The sequence below is a fragment of the Bacillus sp. CH140a_4T genome, from assembly GCF_008923725.1.
Taxonomy (GTDB): Bacteria; Bacillota; Bacilli; order Bacillales; family Bacillaceae_G; genus Bacillus_A.
The window spans coordinates 32960-51099 of the sequence record NZ_WBPF01000005.1; the positions used below are offsets into that span (position 1 = coordinate 32960).

At 32.4% G+C, this 18140-nt stretch carries 16 protein-coding genes, 2 pseudogenes and 1 riboswitch; of the genes and pseudogenes, 14 read left to right on the top strand and 4 right to left on the bottom strand.

The genetic code is table 11. From position 1 onward, the window contains the following. Positions 1-74: 74 nt before the first annotated feature. Entirely contained in the window at positions 75-287 is a 213-nt protein-coding gene (locus F8162_RS01130) for a hypothetical protein (protein ID WP_151582760.1), read from the bottom strand. Positions 288-496: 209 nt separating this feature from the next. On the opposite strand from F8162_RS01130, the gene F8162_RS01135 reads away from it, so the two are divergent. The 6 genes from F8162_RS01135 (at position 497) to F8162_RS01165 (ending at position 5848) form a co-directional block, all read left to right on the top strand. Beyond that, positions 497-1501 (top strand): DUF1835 domain-containing protein, encoded by a 1005-nt coding sequence (locus F8162_RS01135; protein WP_151582762.1) that lies wholly within the window; start codon positions 497-499, stop codon positions 1499-1501. Between the two features lie 149 nt (positions 1502-1650). Then, entirely contained in the window at positions 1651-2055 is a 405-nt protein-coding gene (locus F8162_RS01140; RefSeq protein WP_151582764.1) for a hypothetical protein, read from the top strand. A 158-nt stretch (positions 2056-2213) separates the two neighbouring features. Next, positions 2214-3449, top strand: a complete 1236-nt coding sequence (gene cypA, locus F8162_RS01145) for a cytochrome P450 (protein ID WP_151582766.1) — start codon at positions 2214-2216, stop codon at positions 3447-3449. 267 nt (positions 3450-3716) lie between these two features. Continuing rightward, entirely contained in the window at positions 3717-5000 is a 1284-nt protein-coding gene (locus tag F8162_RS01155; protein ID WP_151582768.1) for an MFS transporter, read from the top strand. After that, on the top strand, positions 4990-5619 hold the full coding sequence (locus F8162_RS01160) for a Vat family streptogramin A O-acetyltransferase (RefSeq protein WP_151582770.1): 630 nt from the start codon (positions 4990-4992) through the stop codon (positions 5617-5619). The genes F8162_RS01155 and F8162_RS01160 overlap by 11 nt, the downstream gene beginning before the upstream one ends. A 73-nt stretch (positions 5620-5692) precedes the next feature. Continuing rightward, positions 5693-5848 carry a DUF1540 domain-containing protein gene (locus F8162_RS01165; protein WP_000046094.1) on the top strand — a complete coding sequence of 52 codons (156 nt, stop codon included), beginning with the start codon at positions 5693-5695 and terminating at the stop codon, positions 5846-5848. Between the two features lie 103 nt (positions 5849-5951). On the opposite strand, the gene F8162_RS01170 is transcribed toward F8162_RS01165, so the two are convergent. Further along, positions 5952-6356, bottom strand: a complete 405-nt coding sequence (locus tag F8162_RS01170) for a PadR family transcriptional regulator (protein WP_151582772.1) — start codon at positions 6354-6356, stop codon at positions 5952-5954. A gap of 218 nt (positions 6357-6574) precedes the next feature. Next, positions 6575-7096: a DinB family protein gene (locus F8162_RS01175; protein WP_000568385.1), complete on the bottom strand. Its 522-nt coding sequence runs from the start codon at positions 7094-7096 to the stop codon at positions 6575-6577. A gap of 257 nt (positions 7097-7353) precedes the next feature. Between F8162_RS01175 and F8162_RS01180 the strand changes: the two genes are divergently transcribed. The 7 genes and pseudogenes from F8162_RS01180 (at position 7354) to F8162_RS01210 (ending at position 16448) form a co-directional block, all read left to right on the top strand. Continuing rightward, positions 7354-7656, top strand: coding sequence for a hypothetical protein (locus F8162_RS01180; protein ID WP_000717614.1), 303 nt, complete (start codon positions 7354-7356; stop codon positions 7654-7656). A 93-nt stretch (positions 7657-7749) separates the two neighbouring features. Continuing rightward, positions 7750-8616, top strand: a pseudogene (locus F8162_RS01185) (cytochrome P450); the annotation flags it as partial. 113 nt (positions 8617-8729) lie between these two features. Beyond that, a complete protein-coding gene (locus F8162_RS01190) occupies positions 8730-9308 on the top strand; it encodes a cysteine dioxygenase family protein (RefSeq protein WP_098274306.1) in 579 nt (192 codons plus the stop codon). A gap of 177 nt (positions 9309-9485) precedes the next feature. Then, the gene (locus tag F8162_RS01195; RefSeq protein ID WP_151582774.1) at positions 9486-10337 is read left to right on the top strand and encodes a Cof-type HAD-IIB family hydrolase; all 852 of its coding nucleotides are present in this window, start codon (positions 9486-9488) and stop codon (positions 10335-10337) included. 456 nt (positions 10338-10793) lie between these two features. Further along, on the top strand, positions 10794-12581 hold the full coding sequence (locus F8162_RS01200) for a PAS domain-containing sensor histidine kinase (protein ID WP_151582776.1): 1788 nt from the start codon (positions 10794-10796) through the stop codon (positions 12579-12581). Positions 12582-12803: 222 nt separating this feature from the next. After that, positions 12804-14930: a peptidoglycan D,D-transpeptidase FtsI family protein gene (locus tag F8162_RS01205; protein ID WP_151582778.1), complete on the top strand. Its 2127-nt coding sequence runs from the start codon at positions 12804-12806 to the stop codon at positions 14928-14930. A 337-nt stretch (positions 14931-15267) separates the two neighbouring features. Next, positions 15268-16448: pseudogene (locus F8162_RS01210) on the top strand (macrolide family glycosyltransferase). A gap of 49 nt (positions 16449-16497) precedes the next feature. Here F8162_RS01210 and F8162_RS01215 read toward each other — a convergent pair. After that, positions 16498-17178, bottom strand: coding sequence for an aspartate/glutamate racemase family protein (locus F8162_RS01215; RefSeq protein ID WP_151582780.1), 681 nt, complete (start codon positions 17176-17178; stop codon positions 16498-16500). A 153-nt stretch (positions 17179-17331) separates the two neighbouring features. Next, positions 17332-17447, top strand: a riboswitch (SAM riboswitch). A gap of 139 nt (positions 17448-17586) precedes the next feature. Here F8162_RS01215 and F8162_RS01220 point away from each other — a divergent pair. Further along, the gene (locus F8162_RS01220) at positions 17587-18135 is read left to right on the top strand and encodes an ECF-type riboflavin transporter substrate-binding protein (protein WP_151582782.1); all 549 of its coding nucleotides are present in this window, start codon (positions 17587-17589) and stop codon (positions 18133-18135) included. Positions 18136-18140 lie beyond the last annotated feature (5 nt).

An 18140-nucleotide genomic window follows, 5' to 3' on the forward strand; every position in this document is an offset into this window, starting at 1 on the left:
CTACTTAATACTCAGAAAAACCTCTATCACATGAGAGCATCCAATTGCAGGGTGCTCTTTTTTTATCCCGTTATTTAACTTTCAATTTTAAACATATCTTTGATGTTAATAAATATTAAAAATAATATAATAGCAAAAATTAAGTTAGATAAATAGAAATCTTGATGAAACAGTAGTTCAAAGATGACATCGAAAACATATAATAATGCGATAGTAGGTAATATACAAATAAATATAAATCTCCAATTTTTTAAATAATGTTTATAAGTAGTAAACACTTTCTCCATACATATAGCTCCTATATTTTTTATTTTCTATATAATTATACATTTAAATAAAGGGATTTACAAAATGTTGTAGTGAAAGTTTTTGTTGAAACCTTATATAGCTGTAGTAATCTTTCTAATACATGATTTGATTAAAAAACTTTTAAAGAGTGGAACTTAAGTGATACACTATAATCTACGTTATTTTTGAAATGAATAGAGGGATTTATATGATAGATAAAATCAAAAATGTTGTAGAAGATATGTACGAAGATGAAGCAAAACATTTACTTCAAAGTATTCTAATTCAGTTAAATGTATTAGAAGAAAACTATAGTGAAGATACAATTAAAAATTTAATGGATATTCCTAAGCAATTAACGAGTAATACATCTTATAAAAGAAATGTAAAAGAAAGCTCACACGTACATATTGCTTTTGATGATTCAACAGCTGGAAGTTTAAAGCATATGCTGGGTCAAGAAGAGCGATTGGAAGAGATGGTTGTTGCTTTTTCTGAATTCTTTTCAATTGGGCCGATATACAAGTTACATATGAATGAGGGGCAATTAGCAAGACAGAAATGGTTAGTAAACAACTTAACCACTTATGAAAATTATTTTGAAGAAGAGTATTTATCAAGTTTTTTAGAAACTATGGAAGAACTACATACTATTCCTATTGAAACGCCTATTACAATTTGGAAAGCTAATAATGCTCATGAACATGTAGGTCTATGTTTTGTAATGGCACAATTAAAAGATAAGAAAAACATTCGCGTTATGAATACATCTGAAGCAAGTAAAGAAATATTAAAAAAAGAGTATGCTATTCGTGGAACTGGAGAGTTAGCACCTGAAAGTTTAGCTCTAATTCAAAAAAGTTTTGTAGAATTACCGTATGTAACTGAAGAGAAACGTATGCAGTTTGAACATGAGTGGGATAGTTTATCGAAAAGTACGGAATTTTTAAGAGTTTGGACAGAAAATGAAGTGTGTTCTGTACAAGAAGATTATTTTGATCAATTTATTATTGAATGCGCGAAAAGTTTAGGTGCTGATCGAGAGTTCCTAAAAGCCCCTAGAGTAATTGGTGAAGCACTTGGTCTTGTAGAGCAGTTAGTTGGCGATACGTTTTTAGAATATCGCTTAAAGGAACTAATAAAAAAAGAAGTATTTGAATTTGAAGGTTCGTTAGAAGAAATGCGCTTTTATAGTGTGAAATTTAAAAAATAATACATCGATTCCTTTTATGAAAAAGCACGTATTTAAAAAATACGTGCTTTATTTTTTATTTGAATTTAGGCTATACATAAGCTTCCTTTAGAGGGCACATTACATATGAATGTTAAAGGTACCGAATGAAAAAAAGGTGGTTTGTTAATATGTATAACCAACAAAATTATCCATATGATCAAGGAATGTATTATAATCCACAAAACTACGGGTATGAATCTACAAATGAAGTGAGAGATGTGGAACAAGAAGATTATAGACCAGATGATGCGGAAGATGCTCCAACGTCACCACCACCGTCACAAGCGCCGTCGTTACCGTCTACATTTGCTTCACCAGCTCAAGCAGGGAATATGAAATCATGGATGTGTAACTGTCTAGGAAGATGGGGCTATTTACGTTTGCATCGTCCTGGACCTTTCGGAAGAGACTTATGGTTCTTCCCGACTGAAGTGAGGAGAAATGGGGTTTCAGGTTACACTTGGCAAGGTGGTCGCCGTCGTAAAGTAAGTTATCGCTATCAACAAATTAGTAATTTCATGTGTTTTGCGTAAAGAAGAGTGAGGGAGTAGAAGGATTTTACTCTCTCGCTTTTTATTTTTCAATATACGAAGTAAGATTTTGAATGAAAATTTACAATTTTTGCGTTTTTATTAGAGTATAATGCATATGTTGGTTGGTTTTCAAAAACAAATGAGAGTGAGGGAATACAATGTCAATGAAAAACAAAGTTGGGCTAAGAATAGAAGATGGCATTAATTTAGCGTCAGCTCAGTTTAAAGAAGATGCGTATGAAATTTATAAAGAATCTAGAAAAGTGCAACCTATCTTATTTGTGAATAAAACGGAATTAGGTGCAGAGTGGCTTATTACAAGATATGAAGATGCGCTACCTCTTTTAAAAGATAATCGCTTAAAAAAAGATCCGGCCAATGTATTTTCTCAAGATACATTGAATGTGTTTCTTACTGTTGACAATAGTGATCATTTAACTACACATATGTTAAATTCAGATCCGCCTAACCACAATCGTTTACGATCACTCGTACAAAAAGTTTTTACACCGAAGATGATTACCCAATTGGAAGGAAGGATTCAGGATATTGCAGATGATTTATTAAGTGATGCCCAGCGAAAGGGTACATTAAATCTTGTGGATGATTATTCATTCCCATTACCAATCATTGTGATTAGTGAGATGCTTGGCATTCCAAAAGAGGATCAAGCGAAATTTAGAATTTGGTCGCATGCTGTTATTGCATACCCAGAAACACCAGAAGAAATAAGTGAAACTGAAAAGCAACTCTCTGAATTTATTACATATCTTCAATACTTAGTTGATAAAAAACGACAAGAGCCAAAAGAAGACTTGGTGAGTGCTTTAATACTTGCAGAAAGTGAAGGCCATAAACTAAGTGCTCCTGAACTATATTCGATGATAATGTTATTAATCGTTGCTGGCCATGAGACAACTGTGAATTTAATAACAAATACGGTGTTAGCACTTCTTGAAAATCCGAATCAATTACAGTTATTAAAAGAAAATCCGAAATTAATTGATGCAGCTATTGAGGAAGGGTTACGATATTATTCTCCAGTTGAGGTTACAACTTCAAGATGGGCGGCTGAGCCTTTTCAAATCCATGACCAAACAATCCAAAAAGGAGATATGGTTGTCATTGCATTAGCTTCGGCAAACCGCGATGAAACAGTATTTGAAAACCCAGAAGTATTCGATATTACTCGGGAGAATAATCGTCATGTTGCTTTTGGTCACGGTAGCCATTTCTGCCTTGGTGCCCCGCTTGCTAGGTTAGAAGCAAAGATTGCTATTACTACTTTGTTTAAGCGAATGCCTGAACTACAAATAAAAGGGAATCGTGAAGAAATGAAATGGCAAGGTAATTATTTAATGCGTTCTTTAGAGGAATTGCCTTTAAAGTTCTAGAATAGTTAAAAGGAGACATGCATACATCGAAAATGATTTACATAGAGTATGTATGTGTTATTTAAATTCGAAACGGAAGGGTGAAAACATCCCAATGATCAACTAATTCTATTTGTAAGAGATCTTCGTTAAAAAACGAAATATTCTTCTGAATAGGGTTAGTCTGTGCATTTATAGAAAAGGGATGTATTTCGCTCTGCGAATATATAGTCTTTTTATATGATTTGTGCTGCTTCCTGTTCAGAACATGAAATAGGGGGCTTTTTTATGTCGACAAATGTAGTAACGAAACAAAACAATGGGGTATCACAAGTATTAAAAAATCGGTTTGTGCAAGCAATTCTTGCCTCAGCATTATTTTTACAAATTGGAATATGGGTTCGGAACTTTGCGGTATTACTATATGTAATGGAAATGACAAAAGGTGATGCTTTTGCCATTTCAATGATTTCAGTTGCTGAATTCGCCCCAATTTTCATCTTTTCCTTTATTGGCGGAACGTTTGCTGATAGGTGGAAGCCGAAGAGGACAATGATATGGTGTGAAACGTTAAGTTCTATTTCGGTATTTGCGGTATTAATTACACTTATGTTTGGAACATGGAAAATTGTGTTTTTTGTCACGCTTATTTCTGCAATCCTTTCGCAGTTTTCTCAACCATCAGGGATGAAATTGTTTAAACAGCATTTATCAACGGAACAAATCCAATTAGCGATGTCTATATATCAAACAATATTTGCGATTTTTATGGTGTTAGGACCGATTCTTGGAACATTTGTTTTTCATAGTTTTGGAATATATATTTCAATTATCATAACAGGTATTGCTTTTTTACTGGCAGCAGCTGTGTTGTTATTTCTTCCGAAAGATCTTGAGAATGATAATGAGAAGAAAGAAATCACGCTATTACAGGAGATGCTGGATGGTATTAAATATGTGAAAAAGAAAAAAGCATTAACTTTGCTTGGGCTTTGTTTTATGGCAGCAGGATTAGGTATAGGATTGATTCAGCCATTAGGTATATTTATTGTGACTGAGCAGTTAGGATTATCAAAAGAGAGTTTGCAATGGTTACTAACAGTAAATGGCGCGGGTATGATTGTTGGCGGCGCTTTAGCGATGGTATTTGCGAAAAACGTAGCTCCGCAAAAGATGTTAATTGTAGGGATGCTCGGTCAGGCGATTGGCATTGGTATTATAGGTTATTCGACGAATTTATGGGTAACACTCACAGCACAACTTTTTAGTGGGTTAGCTCTTCCGTGTATCCAAATAGGTATTAATACGCTCATTATTCAAAATAGCGATACTGATTTTATTGGAAGGGTAAACGGCATTTTAAGCCCATTATTTACAGGATCAATGGTAGTAACGATGAGTATTGCTGGCTCATTAAAAGAGACGTTTTCATTAAGTATGATGTATGAGGGCACAGCTTTACTATTTATAATTGGATTATTATTTATTTTACCTATATACAATTTAAAGCCAGTAATAGCGGTAGAAAGTGAAATAAATGGTAAAGGAAGTGCTGTACAACATGAATCCTAATCCAAATGTTAAATATCCTATTGAAGGAAATCAAAATGTCCATTTTATAAAAAATACAATAACGAAAGCGAATATACTCGTTGGAGACTATTCATATTATGATGCGAAAGACGGAGAAACATTTGAAGATCGAGTATTACATCATTATGAATTTCTTGGAGATCATCTTATTATTGGAAAGTTTTGTTGCATTGCAAATGGAGTTACCTTTATTATGAACGGAGCGAATCATCGGATGGATGGATTTTCGGCATATCCATTTAATATATTTGGGAATGGGTGGGAGAAGTATACACCTAATTTGTCTGATTTACCTTACAAAGGGGATACAGTTATAGGAAATGACGTATGGATTGGCATGGATACAACGATTATGCCTGGAATAAAAATAGGGGATGGTGCAATCATTGCAGCTAAATCTGTTGTGACTAGAGACGTCGCACCGTATACAATTGTTGGCGGAAACCCAGCAAATAAAATAAAGGAACGATTTACAAATGCAATAATAGAGGAATTATTGCAAATTCAATGGTGGCATTTTGACATTGAAAAAATAACTGAAAATATAGATACGATTGTACAAGGAGATATTGAAGCATTAAGAAAGCTAAAAAGGTAATAAAAAATGCATGATAAAGAGTATCATACCTCCGAATTTTGTTAATGATAATAGAACAAGGAGGTGTGATACTATGGCACAAGACGTTTTATGTGAAGTAAACAACTGTAAATTCTGGGCTAACGGCAATAAATGTAGTGCAGATGCAATTTATGTAGTAAGTAATAAAGGGAAACAGGCATCAACTACGGAAGAAACAGATTGCAAAACTTTTGATCCAGAACTATAAAATTTTTGAAGGGTAGCCAAATCGTGGTTGCCCTTTTATTAATTATAGTATTGATAATAAATCTCATTTTCATTCATTGTTTTTAACTTTTCTTGTTATTTTTTCATATTTTCTTCATAAGTGATGTAATCCAGAGCAATTCATGTTCAATACGCGATTTACTAAATTCAATGAATTCTGTAATAAGAGATGAGCTAACATGTAAAGATTGAATAGCAGTAAGCTGTTTATGTAGTACGTCTTGGCGTATTGTTAAAATTTCTTTTCTAGCTTCGTAATCAAGTTTTTCAAATAGCGCGATACGCACAAGGAATTCAGCGTTATTTGTCGCAATCTTTTCGGGAAACTCTCTTAACATTTCATAAAAAATTTCTCCTCCTGTTTCAGTTATGTCGTACATATTTCGATTCGGCTTTCCGACTTGTTTATGTATTTGTTTAATTATAGCCCCCATATTTTCGAAGCGCCGAAGAGCGGGATACAGTGTATTATGGGGTTCAGCCGAGATACGTGTAAAAACGGGTCATAAGCTGTAATATATTTCCATTATTAGTTTTTTAGTTAAAAATATCTACCTCATGATTAACAAAAAGCTGATTACCTATGCGCTATAAATGAACTGCCCCCAATTGTTAAACAAAACCTAGCAATGGGGGGCAGTTCATAGTTATCATTTGACTCTTCTAGTGACTTTCTCAAGTAAAGCACCCTTGGGTTGAATAAGATTTATTTATTCATTCCCATCAATCGCTTAATTGTTCTTATTTGTCCACGATGATTAATTTCGTCTTCCATAACGTGAAACCACAAGTAGTAATTATTATAAGGCACACCATTATCCCACTTGTTTTCCTCGAATAACCAGCTATCTTGTTTTGATTTCAGATATGTTAGTGTATTTTCTCTAACTTGTGATAATTCATTCAAATAATAATCTAAAGATTGCTTTTTTATTCCTTCCCTTGCTTTGTCTCCAAGTTCTAAAGAAATTCGCCACTTTAGATATTCACTTTCAGTTAAATCTCTTTTTTCAAACGAGATAACTTGATGAACAAACTCCATCGCTGCAATATGTGATAAGAGGGAACCAATAGTGTTTGAACTACCGTTTGGTAAGAAATCTAAATCACTTTGGTTTAAATTAGAGATTTCGCTCAATGTAACATCTCTTGTATGTTCAAGCATTGTTACAAGCTCTCCAATCTTATTTGAATAGTTTTCTCTTGAAATTATTCTATAATCTATCATATATATCCCTCCAATTCATGCTAAGCATAAGTTTACCAATAAAATAAAAAAAACAAAGTCTGAAAATTCATGTAAAATAATGATATAATTTAATTGAATATAAAGAAAAAGGAAACCTGTTTTTATCAGTGTTACCTTATCCAAGACTAAATTTTACCCATACATCATTTTTTTGATGTAGCTCTTGAAGATAAAAACTATTTAATTTTCAAGGAACAGTTATTAACTTAAAACTTATTATACGAGGAGGGTGTATCATGAAAAAAATATGCTTTGTATTAATTGTCGACGCTGGTATAAATTATGGTTCAATATTTTCTCTACCATTTTTAAGGAATCAGGATGATTTGAAGGAATATTTTTCTAAGTATTATGATGTTTCAATTAATTATATTAGGGATAAAAACTCAGTTGACTATTTGGTAGTTCCCAAACCGTGTCCACCTTTTGATAATGAAAATAATCTTCCAATAATTGAAGTACCAGCAATCTTATTTATGGAAAAGGATTTTGAAAAAATAAAGACTTATATAGACAATTATTTTTCTAATAACTCATAAAGAAAATAAAAGTACAGTAAAAAGAAGTCCGATAAAAAACGAGTGGCGTAGAATATTTCTATTAATCATTCGTTTTTTATTATATTTACATATCAGTCTATCGCAAATGAACTTGTACAACATATCGGGAAATATAGTGAGGTTAATATCGTTGAAGAGTTTGCTGCACCTTTACCTGTTACCGTCATATCCGATTTATTAGGAGTGCCAACAACTGACCGTAAAAAAATTAAAGAATGGTCTGATATTTTATTTATGCCATATAGTAAAGAAAAATTTAACGATTTGGATGTAGAAAAAGGAATTGCGTTAAATGAATTTAAAACGTACCTGCTTCCAATTGTTCAAGAGAAAAGATATCATTTAACCGACGATATTATTTCAGATTTAATACGAGCTGAATATGAAGGCGAAAGATTAACTGATGAAGAAATAGTTACTTTTTCTTTAGGCTTATTAGCGGCAGGTAATGAAACAACTACAAATTTAATTATTAATAGCTTTTATTGCTTTTTAGTGGATTCACCTGGAATATATGAAGAGTTAAGAAAAGAACCTACATTAATTTCAAAAGCGATTGAGGAAGTATTACGCTATCGCTTTCCCGTTACATTAGCTAGGCGGATTACAGAGGACACAAATATATTTGGACCTTTTATGAAAAAGGATCAAATGATTGTTGCATGGGTAAGTGCAGCAAATTTAGATGAGAAAAAATTCTTACAAGCTTCTGAGTTTAATTTACACCGAATTGGAAATGAAAAGCATTTAACCTTTGGTAAAGGTCCTCACTTTTGCTTAGGGGCACCACTTGCACGACTTGAAGCTGAGATTGCATTAAGAACTTTCATAAATGCCTTTGAAAAAATAGAGTTATCTCCATCGTTCAATTTAGAAAAATATATATTGGAAAATGAACAAACGTTAAATTACTTACCTATTCTTTTGAAAACTAGGTAAATCGCTCAGCAAGGTACGAATTTACTGTATCTTGCTTTTTTATTTCTCAATTGTAAATTTTTGGTTGGTTATTTAGTATGGAGGTGTGTGAAAAAGAATGGAGGAGGACGCTTATGTTAACGTGTAATGGAAGTAAAACGTTTCAAACATTTATTAAAGCTGTAACAGAATTAATGGATAGTAATTTATTAGAAGATCAAATTGTTTGTGCGATTGAAAAATTACTTGAAGAACTTTTAGAAAAGAAAACATGGCTTCCGTTAGAAAAACAGAAGGCGAATTCGGCTCAATACGCACGACACTTGTTATATGAGGATCCTTTTAATCGTTTTGAAGTATTAGCTCTTGTATGGAAAGATGGGCAATCTACACCTTTACATGATCATGATGGTACATGGGGAGTAGAAGGCGTTTTTAAAGGAAGGATAATGGTGCAGAACTTTATACAAATTAAGCAGCGTGAAGATTCACTTGTTTATTTAACACATACAGGAAATCTTTATTTGGGAGAAGGAGAAACAGATAAAGTCATTCCACCAGCTGATTGTCATATTCTTGAAATAGCCGAAAGTGAAAGCGTTGTCACTATTCATGTTTACGGAAAGCGTTTAGAAAAGTTTAAAATATATGTCCCAACTGAAGAAAAGAATGTGTACATGTGTGAGACAAAATATATTAGTTATAGTTCATAGTTTAAAATCAAAAGCTTTTCTTTAAAAAGAAAAGCTTTTGATTTTATTTTTAATTATTTCTTGACCTGAAACGCTTTTCATAAATTATAAATAAGGAGTACTTCACGAAATCAGTATGAAAACGATACCTTTCGTTCAATATAAATTCGTGTATATATAGAAAGTGGTGAAGAAATAATGAAATTAATTGCAATTGATTTAGATGGAACTCTTCTTTCGGGGAATAAAATGATTAGTAAAGAGAATGCAGAAGCAATTCGAAAATGTCAGGAAGCGGGTCATGTTGTAGCAATTTGTACAGGACGTTCTATCGTCGACATTGAACGATTATTGTTAGAAGTTAATTTAGAGTGTCCAATTATCGCGGAAAACGGTGCCCTTATATATAAAGATAAAAAAATGATGAAGAGATATCCAATTCAAAATATGCAGGCACTTGAGATTGTGAACTATCTTGAAGAGAATGGCTTATATTATCAACTTTATACTGATAAAGGTGTGTACGTACCGGATTATGGAGTAGAAAGTGTACGTAATGAAATAGAATATGTGAAGAATTCAAAAGAAAATTTCGACTTGAAAGAATTAGAAACGATCGCAGCATTATACCTTGAACATACAGCATTTCTTAGTGCAGAAAGTTGTAAACCAATTGTAGAAACCGATATACATGTGCATAAGCTTTTACCATTTTCTTACGACATAGAAAAATTAAAAAAATTAAAAGAAACGTTTCTGCATAATACGGATTTAGCAATTACATCTTCATATTGGCATAACTTAGAGATTAACCATCGAGATGCTCAAAAAGGAAATGGATTATATACTTTAGCAGAACATTTAAATATTCCGGTTGAAAATACTGTAGCGATAGGTGATGGGCTAAACGATGTATCCATGATGGAAAAAGCAAACATATCAATTGCAATGGGGAACGCAGTCGAAGAAATAAAAGCGATGTGTCAATATGAAACCTTATCAAATGAAGAACACGGTGTTGCACACGCTTTATATAAATATGTAATGTAATATAAAAAGAAAAAAAGAATCCAAATAGATTCTTTTTTTCTTTTTATTAGGGGTAAGGTATTCTATGAGATTCATAGAAGCCTTATTACATTTTATTATATAGAATATATTGGAATAAATGTTTATATTTTTCATAATAATTGTGAAAATTTTATGAACTTTATATTTTTTGTATTTTTATACTGCTACAAGTGATGTGAATAAGGCTAATGTCATAGTTAAATGTGTGCATGAAGGCGCGCTTTCGGTTGTTTGTCAAATTAAAATTGGTGTTTGATGGAATACATAATGATGAAAGTTTCATTTTATACGTAAATTTTTCTCATTTTTAATTGAAAAATAAAATTTGTTCGAATAATTATTCTACAGCTATATACCTATACGCACATTCTTCGTATAATGGAGAAGTATAAATTTTGAATTTGTATTAATTTTACATATTGAGGTGAAAAAGGAATGAATGCGCGGCTAATGGAACTTATTGATGTGAGTACAATAGAAACCATGGCAGAACAGTTTTATAAATTAACCAACATATCACATCAATTTCTTGATGCTGAAAAAGAATGTATATTTTCTTTTGGAATAAATGAGATTAAAATATGTAAACTTCCCAAAATTGAAATCCCCATTTTTTTATACAATCAACATTTAGGATCTTTTGTAGTATGGTCAAACAAAAGTGACATTTTCAATTGTCAAAAATACTTTGAAATGCTTTCAAATCTAATTATAGATGGAGCAACAAAGGTATTTCAAAGTAAAAATACAACGTTGCTTTCTCGAAAAGAGGAGGAACTACATACGATTTTACAAAACATGCCTGTTATGGTTGATGCGCTTGATTATAATGGAGATTTTGTTTTGTGGAATCGGGAGTGTGAAATTGTAACAGGTTATACCGCTGAAGAAATAATAGGGAATCCAAATGCCCTACAATTATTGTACCCAGATCATAATTATCGTCACCAAATACAAACGAAATTTTTGACTTGTGGAAAAAATTTCAGGGATTGGGAAATGCAGTTAACATGTAAAAATGGTGAAATCAAAACAATCATGTGGTCCAATATATCAGAACAGTTTCCTGTAACAGGATATAGCTACTGGGCTGTCGGAGTAGATATTACACATTTAAAAGCGATAGAAGAGCAGTTAAAACAACAAACGTCTGAATTGGAATTAATTTTTAAGGCTTTACCAGATTTATGTTTCTTAACAGAAGATGATGGCACAATTATAGATTATAAAGCAGGATCCCCTTCGAAATTTTACGTACCGGCACAAGCTTTTATGGGAAAAAAGTTTTTCGAAGTATTACCATCTCCAGTAGCACAGCAGTTTCAGGAAGCAATTCATCAAGTGAAGGAAAAAGGAACAAATGTAATTGTTGAATATCCACTTACAATTAATGGGACTATCGATTTCTTTGAAGCTAGATGCTTACCATTATTACATGATAAAATAATGATCATTGTACGCGATATTACAGAACGGAGAAAGACAGAAGAATTGCTAAATAAATCAGATACACTTGCAGCAATTGGTCAATTAGCAGCTGGTGTGGCTCATGAAGTGAGGAACCCATTAACTGTCATTAAAGGATTTATACAGTTATTTCAAATTAATAAAGAAGATCAAGAAAAATATTTTGATTTAATGCTTTCTGAAATTGAAAGAATAGAAGCGATTCTTCAAGAGTTTTTATCAATTGCTAAAACAGATGAGATAAATACAGAACAAAAAAATATTTATCAAATTTATAATAATGTCGTATCGTTAATGAATACAAAAGCAATTATGACGAATATTCAAGTGGAACTATATGCAGACATCAAAGACATAAGCATTGAATGCTCAGAAAATCAATTGAAACAAGTGTTTATTAATATTTTGCAAAATTCTATCGAAGCTATGCCAAATGGTGGGAAGATTACAATTCACATAAAAGAAATAAACGATGATGGTGTCATTATTCATGTAATTGATGAAGGAATAGGGATACCTGAAGATAGAATTAAGAGATTAGGTGAGCCTTTTTATAGTACGAAAGAAAAAGGTACCGGGATCGGATTAATGTTAAGTTATAAAATCATTGAAAGTCATCAAGGGAATATAAGTATTATGAGTGAAGTTGGAGTCGGGACAACAGTAACGATTTACTTGCCGAAAGCTCAGAGTGAAAAATCTTTGTCAAATTATGATGATAGATTCGAATCCATACATCCAATTATTAACTCTTAAATTACTAAATCCCCAATAACCGAAAGCTTAACTTTTGGTTATTGGGGATTTTTATATTTAATTTAGTAAACTTTACCTTTTCTTAACCTTTGTTTTAATTTCTATTAAGTTTTTATCAGTATATTAATATTTGTGCAAAGTACTGTATAGAAAATGTGCATTACTTTTAATATATAGATTTAATTATTATTAGAAATTCTGTAAGGAGGAGATTATGACAAAGTGAAAAAGTATGAGAAAAAAAGTGGTAAAGCAATACCGACGCGGTTAAACATTTTATTTCTTTGTGTATTTTTATTGTTTTCTGCAATGATTATACAGTTAGGTAAAGTGCAAATTTTCGATGGAGAGACTTATAAAAATGAAGTAGAAAAGAGAGAAAATGCAACTGTGAGCCTATCTGTCCCACGTGGAAAAATATTTGATCGAGAAGGGAATCCAGTTGTTGATAATACATCTTTACGAACGATCACGTACACAAAGATGAAAGGTGTAAAATCAGAAGATATATTAAAAACTGCAAGACAACTTGTAGACATAATTGAAATGCCGCAAGAAGATATAGATAAGTTAAATGAGACAGATAAGAAAGATTTTTGGATGCAATTAAATCCGAAACTGGCTGAAAATCTAGTATCGAAAAAAGAAATAGATACATTTAGAGAAAAGGATATTAGCGGCAAGAAGCTAGATGAAAAAATAGAAGAGTTAAAAAGAAAACGGGTTACAGATAAAAATCTTCAGGAATTAACAGAGAAAGATATAAAAGTGTTAGCTATTAAAAGTAAGATGACTTCTGGTTATCAAATGGCTCCTCAAATTATTAAAAAAGATGTTAGTGAAAAGGAATTTACTATAATTAGTGAAGGTTTAGCGAATCTCCCAGGTGTAGACGTATCGGTGGATTGGGAGAGAGTGTATGTAAATGATGGATTATTCCGATCTGTTCTTGGAAATGTTTCTAATTCCGATGAAGGATTACCAAGTGAACGATTAGATTACTACTTGGTACGTGATTATAGCCGAAATGATAGGGTTGGAAAAAGTTATATCGAGCAGCAATATGAAGATGTACTTCATGGTACAAAAAAAGAAGTAAGAAGCGTTGCAGATAAACAAGGTAATACAATTAGAACGGAAACAGTTTCTGAGGGAAAGAGCGGTAAGAATTTAACTTTAACAATAGATATGGAATTGCAGAAGAAAGTAGAAGAAAGTATTGAAAAAATATTAAAGGCATATAAAGGGTCAGAATCCATGTTGGACCGTGCTTTCGTTGTGATGATGAATCCAAAAAACGGACAAGTATTATCCATGGCCGGGAAAAGACTTGTAGAAAAAGACGGAAAAACAGAAGTTGAAGACTATGCATTAGGCACAATGACTAGTTCTTATGAGCTTGGATCAACAGTTAAAGGTGCGACAGTTTTAACTGGATTTGAAACGAACGCTATAACACCAGGTACTTATTTTTATGATGCACCTATGAAGTTTAAAGGAACTAAGGAAAAAAAGTCTTGGAAAGAGTTTGGAAATATTGATGATTTAAGGGCGTTACAAGTCTCTTCAAACGTTTATATGTTTCATACAGCATTAAAAATTGCAGGTGTGGATTATGTGAAAAATAGTTCATTAGATATTAAACAGGAGTACTTTGATAAAATGAGGTATTATTTCAGACAATTTGGATTAGGTGTTCCAACGGGTATTGATTTACCGAATGAAACAGCTGGACAAATTGGTAAAAAAGATAATCAACCTGGTTTCTTACTAGACTACTCAATTGGTCAGTATGACACCTATACGCCACTTCAGCTTGTACAGTATATTTCAACAATCGCAAACGGTGGATATCGAATGAAGCCACAAATTGTTCAAGAGGTAAGAGAGCAAACGTCGAAAAAAGATGAGATTGGTAAAGTGGTGCATTCAGTAGAACCAATCGTTTTAAATAAGATAGATATGAAAGAGGAATATATAAATCAAGTAAAAGAAGGATTTAGAAGGGTATTCCAAGAAGGTGATGGAACAGGAGTAAGGGCGTTCCAAAAAACATCTTATAAGCCAGCAGGTAAAACAGGGACAGCACAGACAGTATACGGCGGAGAAAGTGATATTGGAAGAAATGAAAAAGGTGAGCGAAGAGAATGCTATAATTTAACGTTAGCAGGATATGCGCCGTATGATAATCCTGAAGTAGCATTCTCTGTAGTTGTGCCGTGGGTTATTAATGATAAATCTGGTATTAACTCTGATATTGGAAAAGAAGTTTTAGATGCTTATTTTGAATTAAAAAATAAGCGATTGACTGGAGGAACTACAAAAATAGATAGCTCTCAAGAAGGTTAAAACATATGAAATGTTATAGAAACTAGAGTCGTCTTATTTAGGAATAGATTCAAAATGGATGATAGAGAAGGATAAAATCTTCTATCAACTATGCACACTTTATAAAATAAATCATATATTGATAGCATAGGACAAGCTGAAAAGCTTATTCTAACCTCACAGAACACTCCTTATCACGGTTAGGCATCTACTTATGTAGATGCCTTTTTTAATTTATTAACTGACAATTATTTATCAATCTAAAGTAGTAAGTATATTAGGACTATTAGGGGAAGATTGACGGTAATAATTACAGTATGATTAATAAGAGTATTGAAATGTAAGGAGTGAGAAATAAGTGCTAAATATTTTAGTGGTTAATTTTCCAGCAGAGGGACATGTAAATCCTACATTACGTTTAGTCCAAGCCTTTACTGAACGGGGTGATCACGTACATTATATTACAACAGAACACTTTAAAAGCAGAATTGAAGATTTGGGAGCAACTGTATATACTCATCCAGATTTATTAAAGGAGATTTCTATTGATACTGAAACCTCACATGGGCTGAATTCTTTCTTTCATGTACATGTTCAAACTTCTTTATATATATATTAGAAATTACGAAACAACTATGTGAGAGTATCAATTTTGATTTCGTAATTTACGATATATTTGGTGCTGGAGAGTTAGTAAAGGAGTATTTACAAATTCCAGGCGTACTTTCTTCTCCTATATTTTTAATTCCTCCAGAATTTTTGGAGACTTTACCTTTTCATCCAAATGCAGAAATACAATTCCGAACCGATGAATTTTCTGGAAATTTACTACGTCAAATGGAACATGAATTTGGAGTAAAGCTTAAAAATAATCTTCAATTTATGCATAATAAGGGAGATATTACTCTTGTGTACACAAGTCGCTATTTTCAACCTAATAGCGATTTGTTTGGAAGAAATAACATTTTTATTGGTCCTAGTATTTCAAAGCGTAAAACAAATGTAGAGTTCCCACTTGAATTGCTTAAAGGTAAGAAAGTTATATATATTTCAATGGGAACACTGCTTGAGGGGCTCGAACCATTCTTTAATACGTGCATTGATACTTTCTCGGATTTTGATGGAATAGTTGTAATGGCAATTGGTGATAGAAATGATCGTTCTAAAATTAAGAAAGCGCCAGACAATTTTATAATTGCTTCATACGTACCCCAATCAGAAATATTAAGTGAAGCAGATGTTTTTATTACACATGGTGGCATGAACAGCGTACACGATGCTATTTATTTTAATGTCCCATTTGTTATAATTCCGCATGATAAAGACCAGCCAATGATAGCTCAAAGATTAACTGAACTTGAAGCAGCACATTGATTATTGAAAGAACATGTTAATGTGCAAACTTTAAATGAAGCGGTAACAGACGTTCTTTCAAATGAAAAGTATAAACATGGTATACGAAAACTGAATGATAGTTTTTTAGAATGTGGTGGTACTAAAGAAGCAATTGCAGTTATAAAATCTCTTTTAAATAAATAGTGTGGACAATATAAAAGCATAGAGGCTCTACCTTTATGCTTTTATATTATTATACTGCAAACTGCACAGCAGTATTTGCATGTAAAAACGCGGTATCAAAAACAGGTACAGTAAGGTCGTTTTGGGAAATGAGCAATGGTATTTCAGTGCATCCTAGCAATATACCTTCTGCGCCGTTTTGAATTAATGATTTTGTAATTTGTAAAAGTTTTTCTTTTGATGTTTCTGAAATAATTCCTTTACTTAATTCATTTAAAATAACATGATGAATAAAATTTCTTTCCTCTTCATTTGGGATGATTGTCTCAATATTAAAAGTTGCTAGACGTGATTTATAGAAGTCTTGTTCCATCGTTTGTTTCGTACCCAATAGTCCGATACGCTGTATATTCTGTTCTACCATTTCTTTAGCACTTACATCACCAATGTGAAGAAGTGGTATTGATATTGCATTTTCTACTTCCTCAGCAAATAAATGGACCGTATTGGAACACATTAATAAACAATCAGCTCCGGATTTTTCAACCTTTTTTGCAACTGTGATTAGTTCGTTTTTCACTTCTTCGTATTGATGATTTTGTAATAAAGTAGTTACTTCACCAAAGTCCATGCTATATAAAACAAGTTTTGCATTTTGATCATATTGAGAGAGTGTAAGTGTATTAATATGTTTATAGTATAACGATGTAGATTCCCAACTTAGTCCACCAATTAAACCGATTACTTTCATCGTACATTCCTCCCGTAACTATTTTGAATTTATTATTTCGTAATCCCGATAAGAATACAATGATTTAAATGTACCGTTAAATAAAAAATAAAAATAATTAGAAAAGTGTTGAATTTTATTCTTCTTAGTGCCATAATACGAATTACAAATTAATACTTATCCAGAGAGGTGAAGGGAACGGCCCTATGAAACCTCAGCAACCCCTATGTATATTTATAGGAAGGTGCTAATTCCGCAGAAGACACGATGTGTTTTTTGAAAGATAAGAGGATTCTTGAACGTGAAAGAAAATGACCTCTTATATAAGAGGTCATTTTTTGTTGTATAGAAAGGGAGTGTTGATGCATAATTCATTTCCAAAATAAATATAGAGTAATAAAAGTTGACTAGTATGAGAGGGGAATTGTAATGAACAAATTATCAACGAAGTTAGTAGTGGCAATCGGAATTGGAGCAGCATTATACGGGATATTAGGACTTTGGGGATTTTCTATTGCACCAAATACATTTATTAAACCTGCATTAGCTATTTTAACTGTTTTTGGAGCGTTATTTGGCCCAGTAGCAGGACTGTTAATAGGACTTATCGGTCATACCGTAACGGATACAATCGCTGGTTGGGGTATTTGGTGGGGGTGGGTAATCAGTTCAGGCATTATCGGCTTTGCAATGGGGCTCATTCAAAAAAGAGTGGGCTTTAGTGTGAAAAACGGGACATATAATAAGGGAGATATTTCTTATTTATCCATTATTGGGTTAATTGGTATCGTCATTGCAATTATATTTGCTGGGGCATTCGATATTATTGTAATGGGAGAACCGTTTAACAAAATTGTTATACAAGTATTAGGAGCTACAATTGCTGATGTTATTGTATTTTTAGTTCTTGGATTGCCAATTACAATAGGTCTAGCTAAATCAAATAAGAAACATACACATTTAAAAATTGAAAAGTAGGGATG

Bases quoted from the DNA above. Each gene is read 5' to 3' on its own strand.
- F8162_RS01160 (WP_151582770.1), top strand. From the start codon at position 4,990: ATGAATCCTAATCCAAATGTTAAATATCCTATTGAAGGAAATCAAAAT.
- F8162_RS01195 (WP_151582774.1), top strand. From the start codon at position 9,486: ATGAAATTAATTGCAATTGATTTAGATGGAACTCTTCTTTCGGGGAAT.
- F8162_RS01200 (WP_151582776.1), top strand. From the start codon at position 10,794: ATGAATGCGCGGCTAATGGAACTTATTGATGTGAGTACAATAGAAACC.
- F8162_RS01180 (WP_000717614.1), top strand. From the start codon at position 7,354: ATGAAAAAAATATGCTTTGTATTAATTGTCGACGCTGGTATAAATTAT.
- F8162_RS01190 (WP_098274306.1), top strand. From the start codon at position 8,730: ATGTTAACGTGTAATGGAAGTAAAACGTTTCAAACATTTATTAAAGCT.
- F8162_RS01135 (WP_151582762.1), top strand. From the start codon at position 497: ATGATAGATAAAATCAAAAATGTTGTAGAAGATATGTACGAAGATGAA.
- cypA (WP_151582766.1), top strand. From the start codon at position 2,214: ATGTCAATGAAAAACAAAGTTGGGCTAAGAATAGAAGATGGCATTAAT.
- F8162_RS01165 (WP_000046094.1), top strand. From the start codon at position 5,693: ATGGCACAAGACGTTTTATGTGAAGTAAACAACTGTAAATTCTGGGCT.
- F8162_RS01220 (WP_151582782.1), top strand. From the start codon at position 17,587: ATGAACAAATTATCAACGAAGTTAGTAGTGGCAATCGGAATTGGAGCA.
- F8162_RS01155 (WP_151582768.1), top strand. From the start codon at position 3,717: ATGTCGACAAATGTAGTAACGAAACAAAACAATGGGGTATCACAAGTA.
- F8162_RS01215 (WP_151582780.1), bottom strand. From the start codon at position 17,178: ATGAAAGTAATCGGTTTAATTGGTGGACTAAGTTGGGAATCTACATCG.
- F8162_RS01175 (WP_000568385.1), bottom strand. From the start codon at position 7,096: ATGATAGATTATAGAATAATTTCAAGAGAAAACTATTCAAATAAGATT.
- F8162_RS01130 (WP_151582760.1), bottom strand. From the start codon at position 287: ATGGAGAAAGTGTTTACTACTTATAAACATTATTTAAAAAATTGGAGA.
- F8162_RS01140 (WP_151582764.1), top strand. From the start codon at position 1,651: ATGTATAACCAACAAAATTATCCATATGATCAAGGAATGTATTATAAT.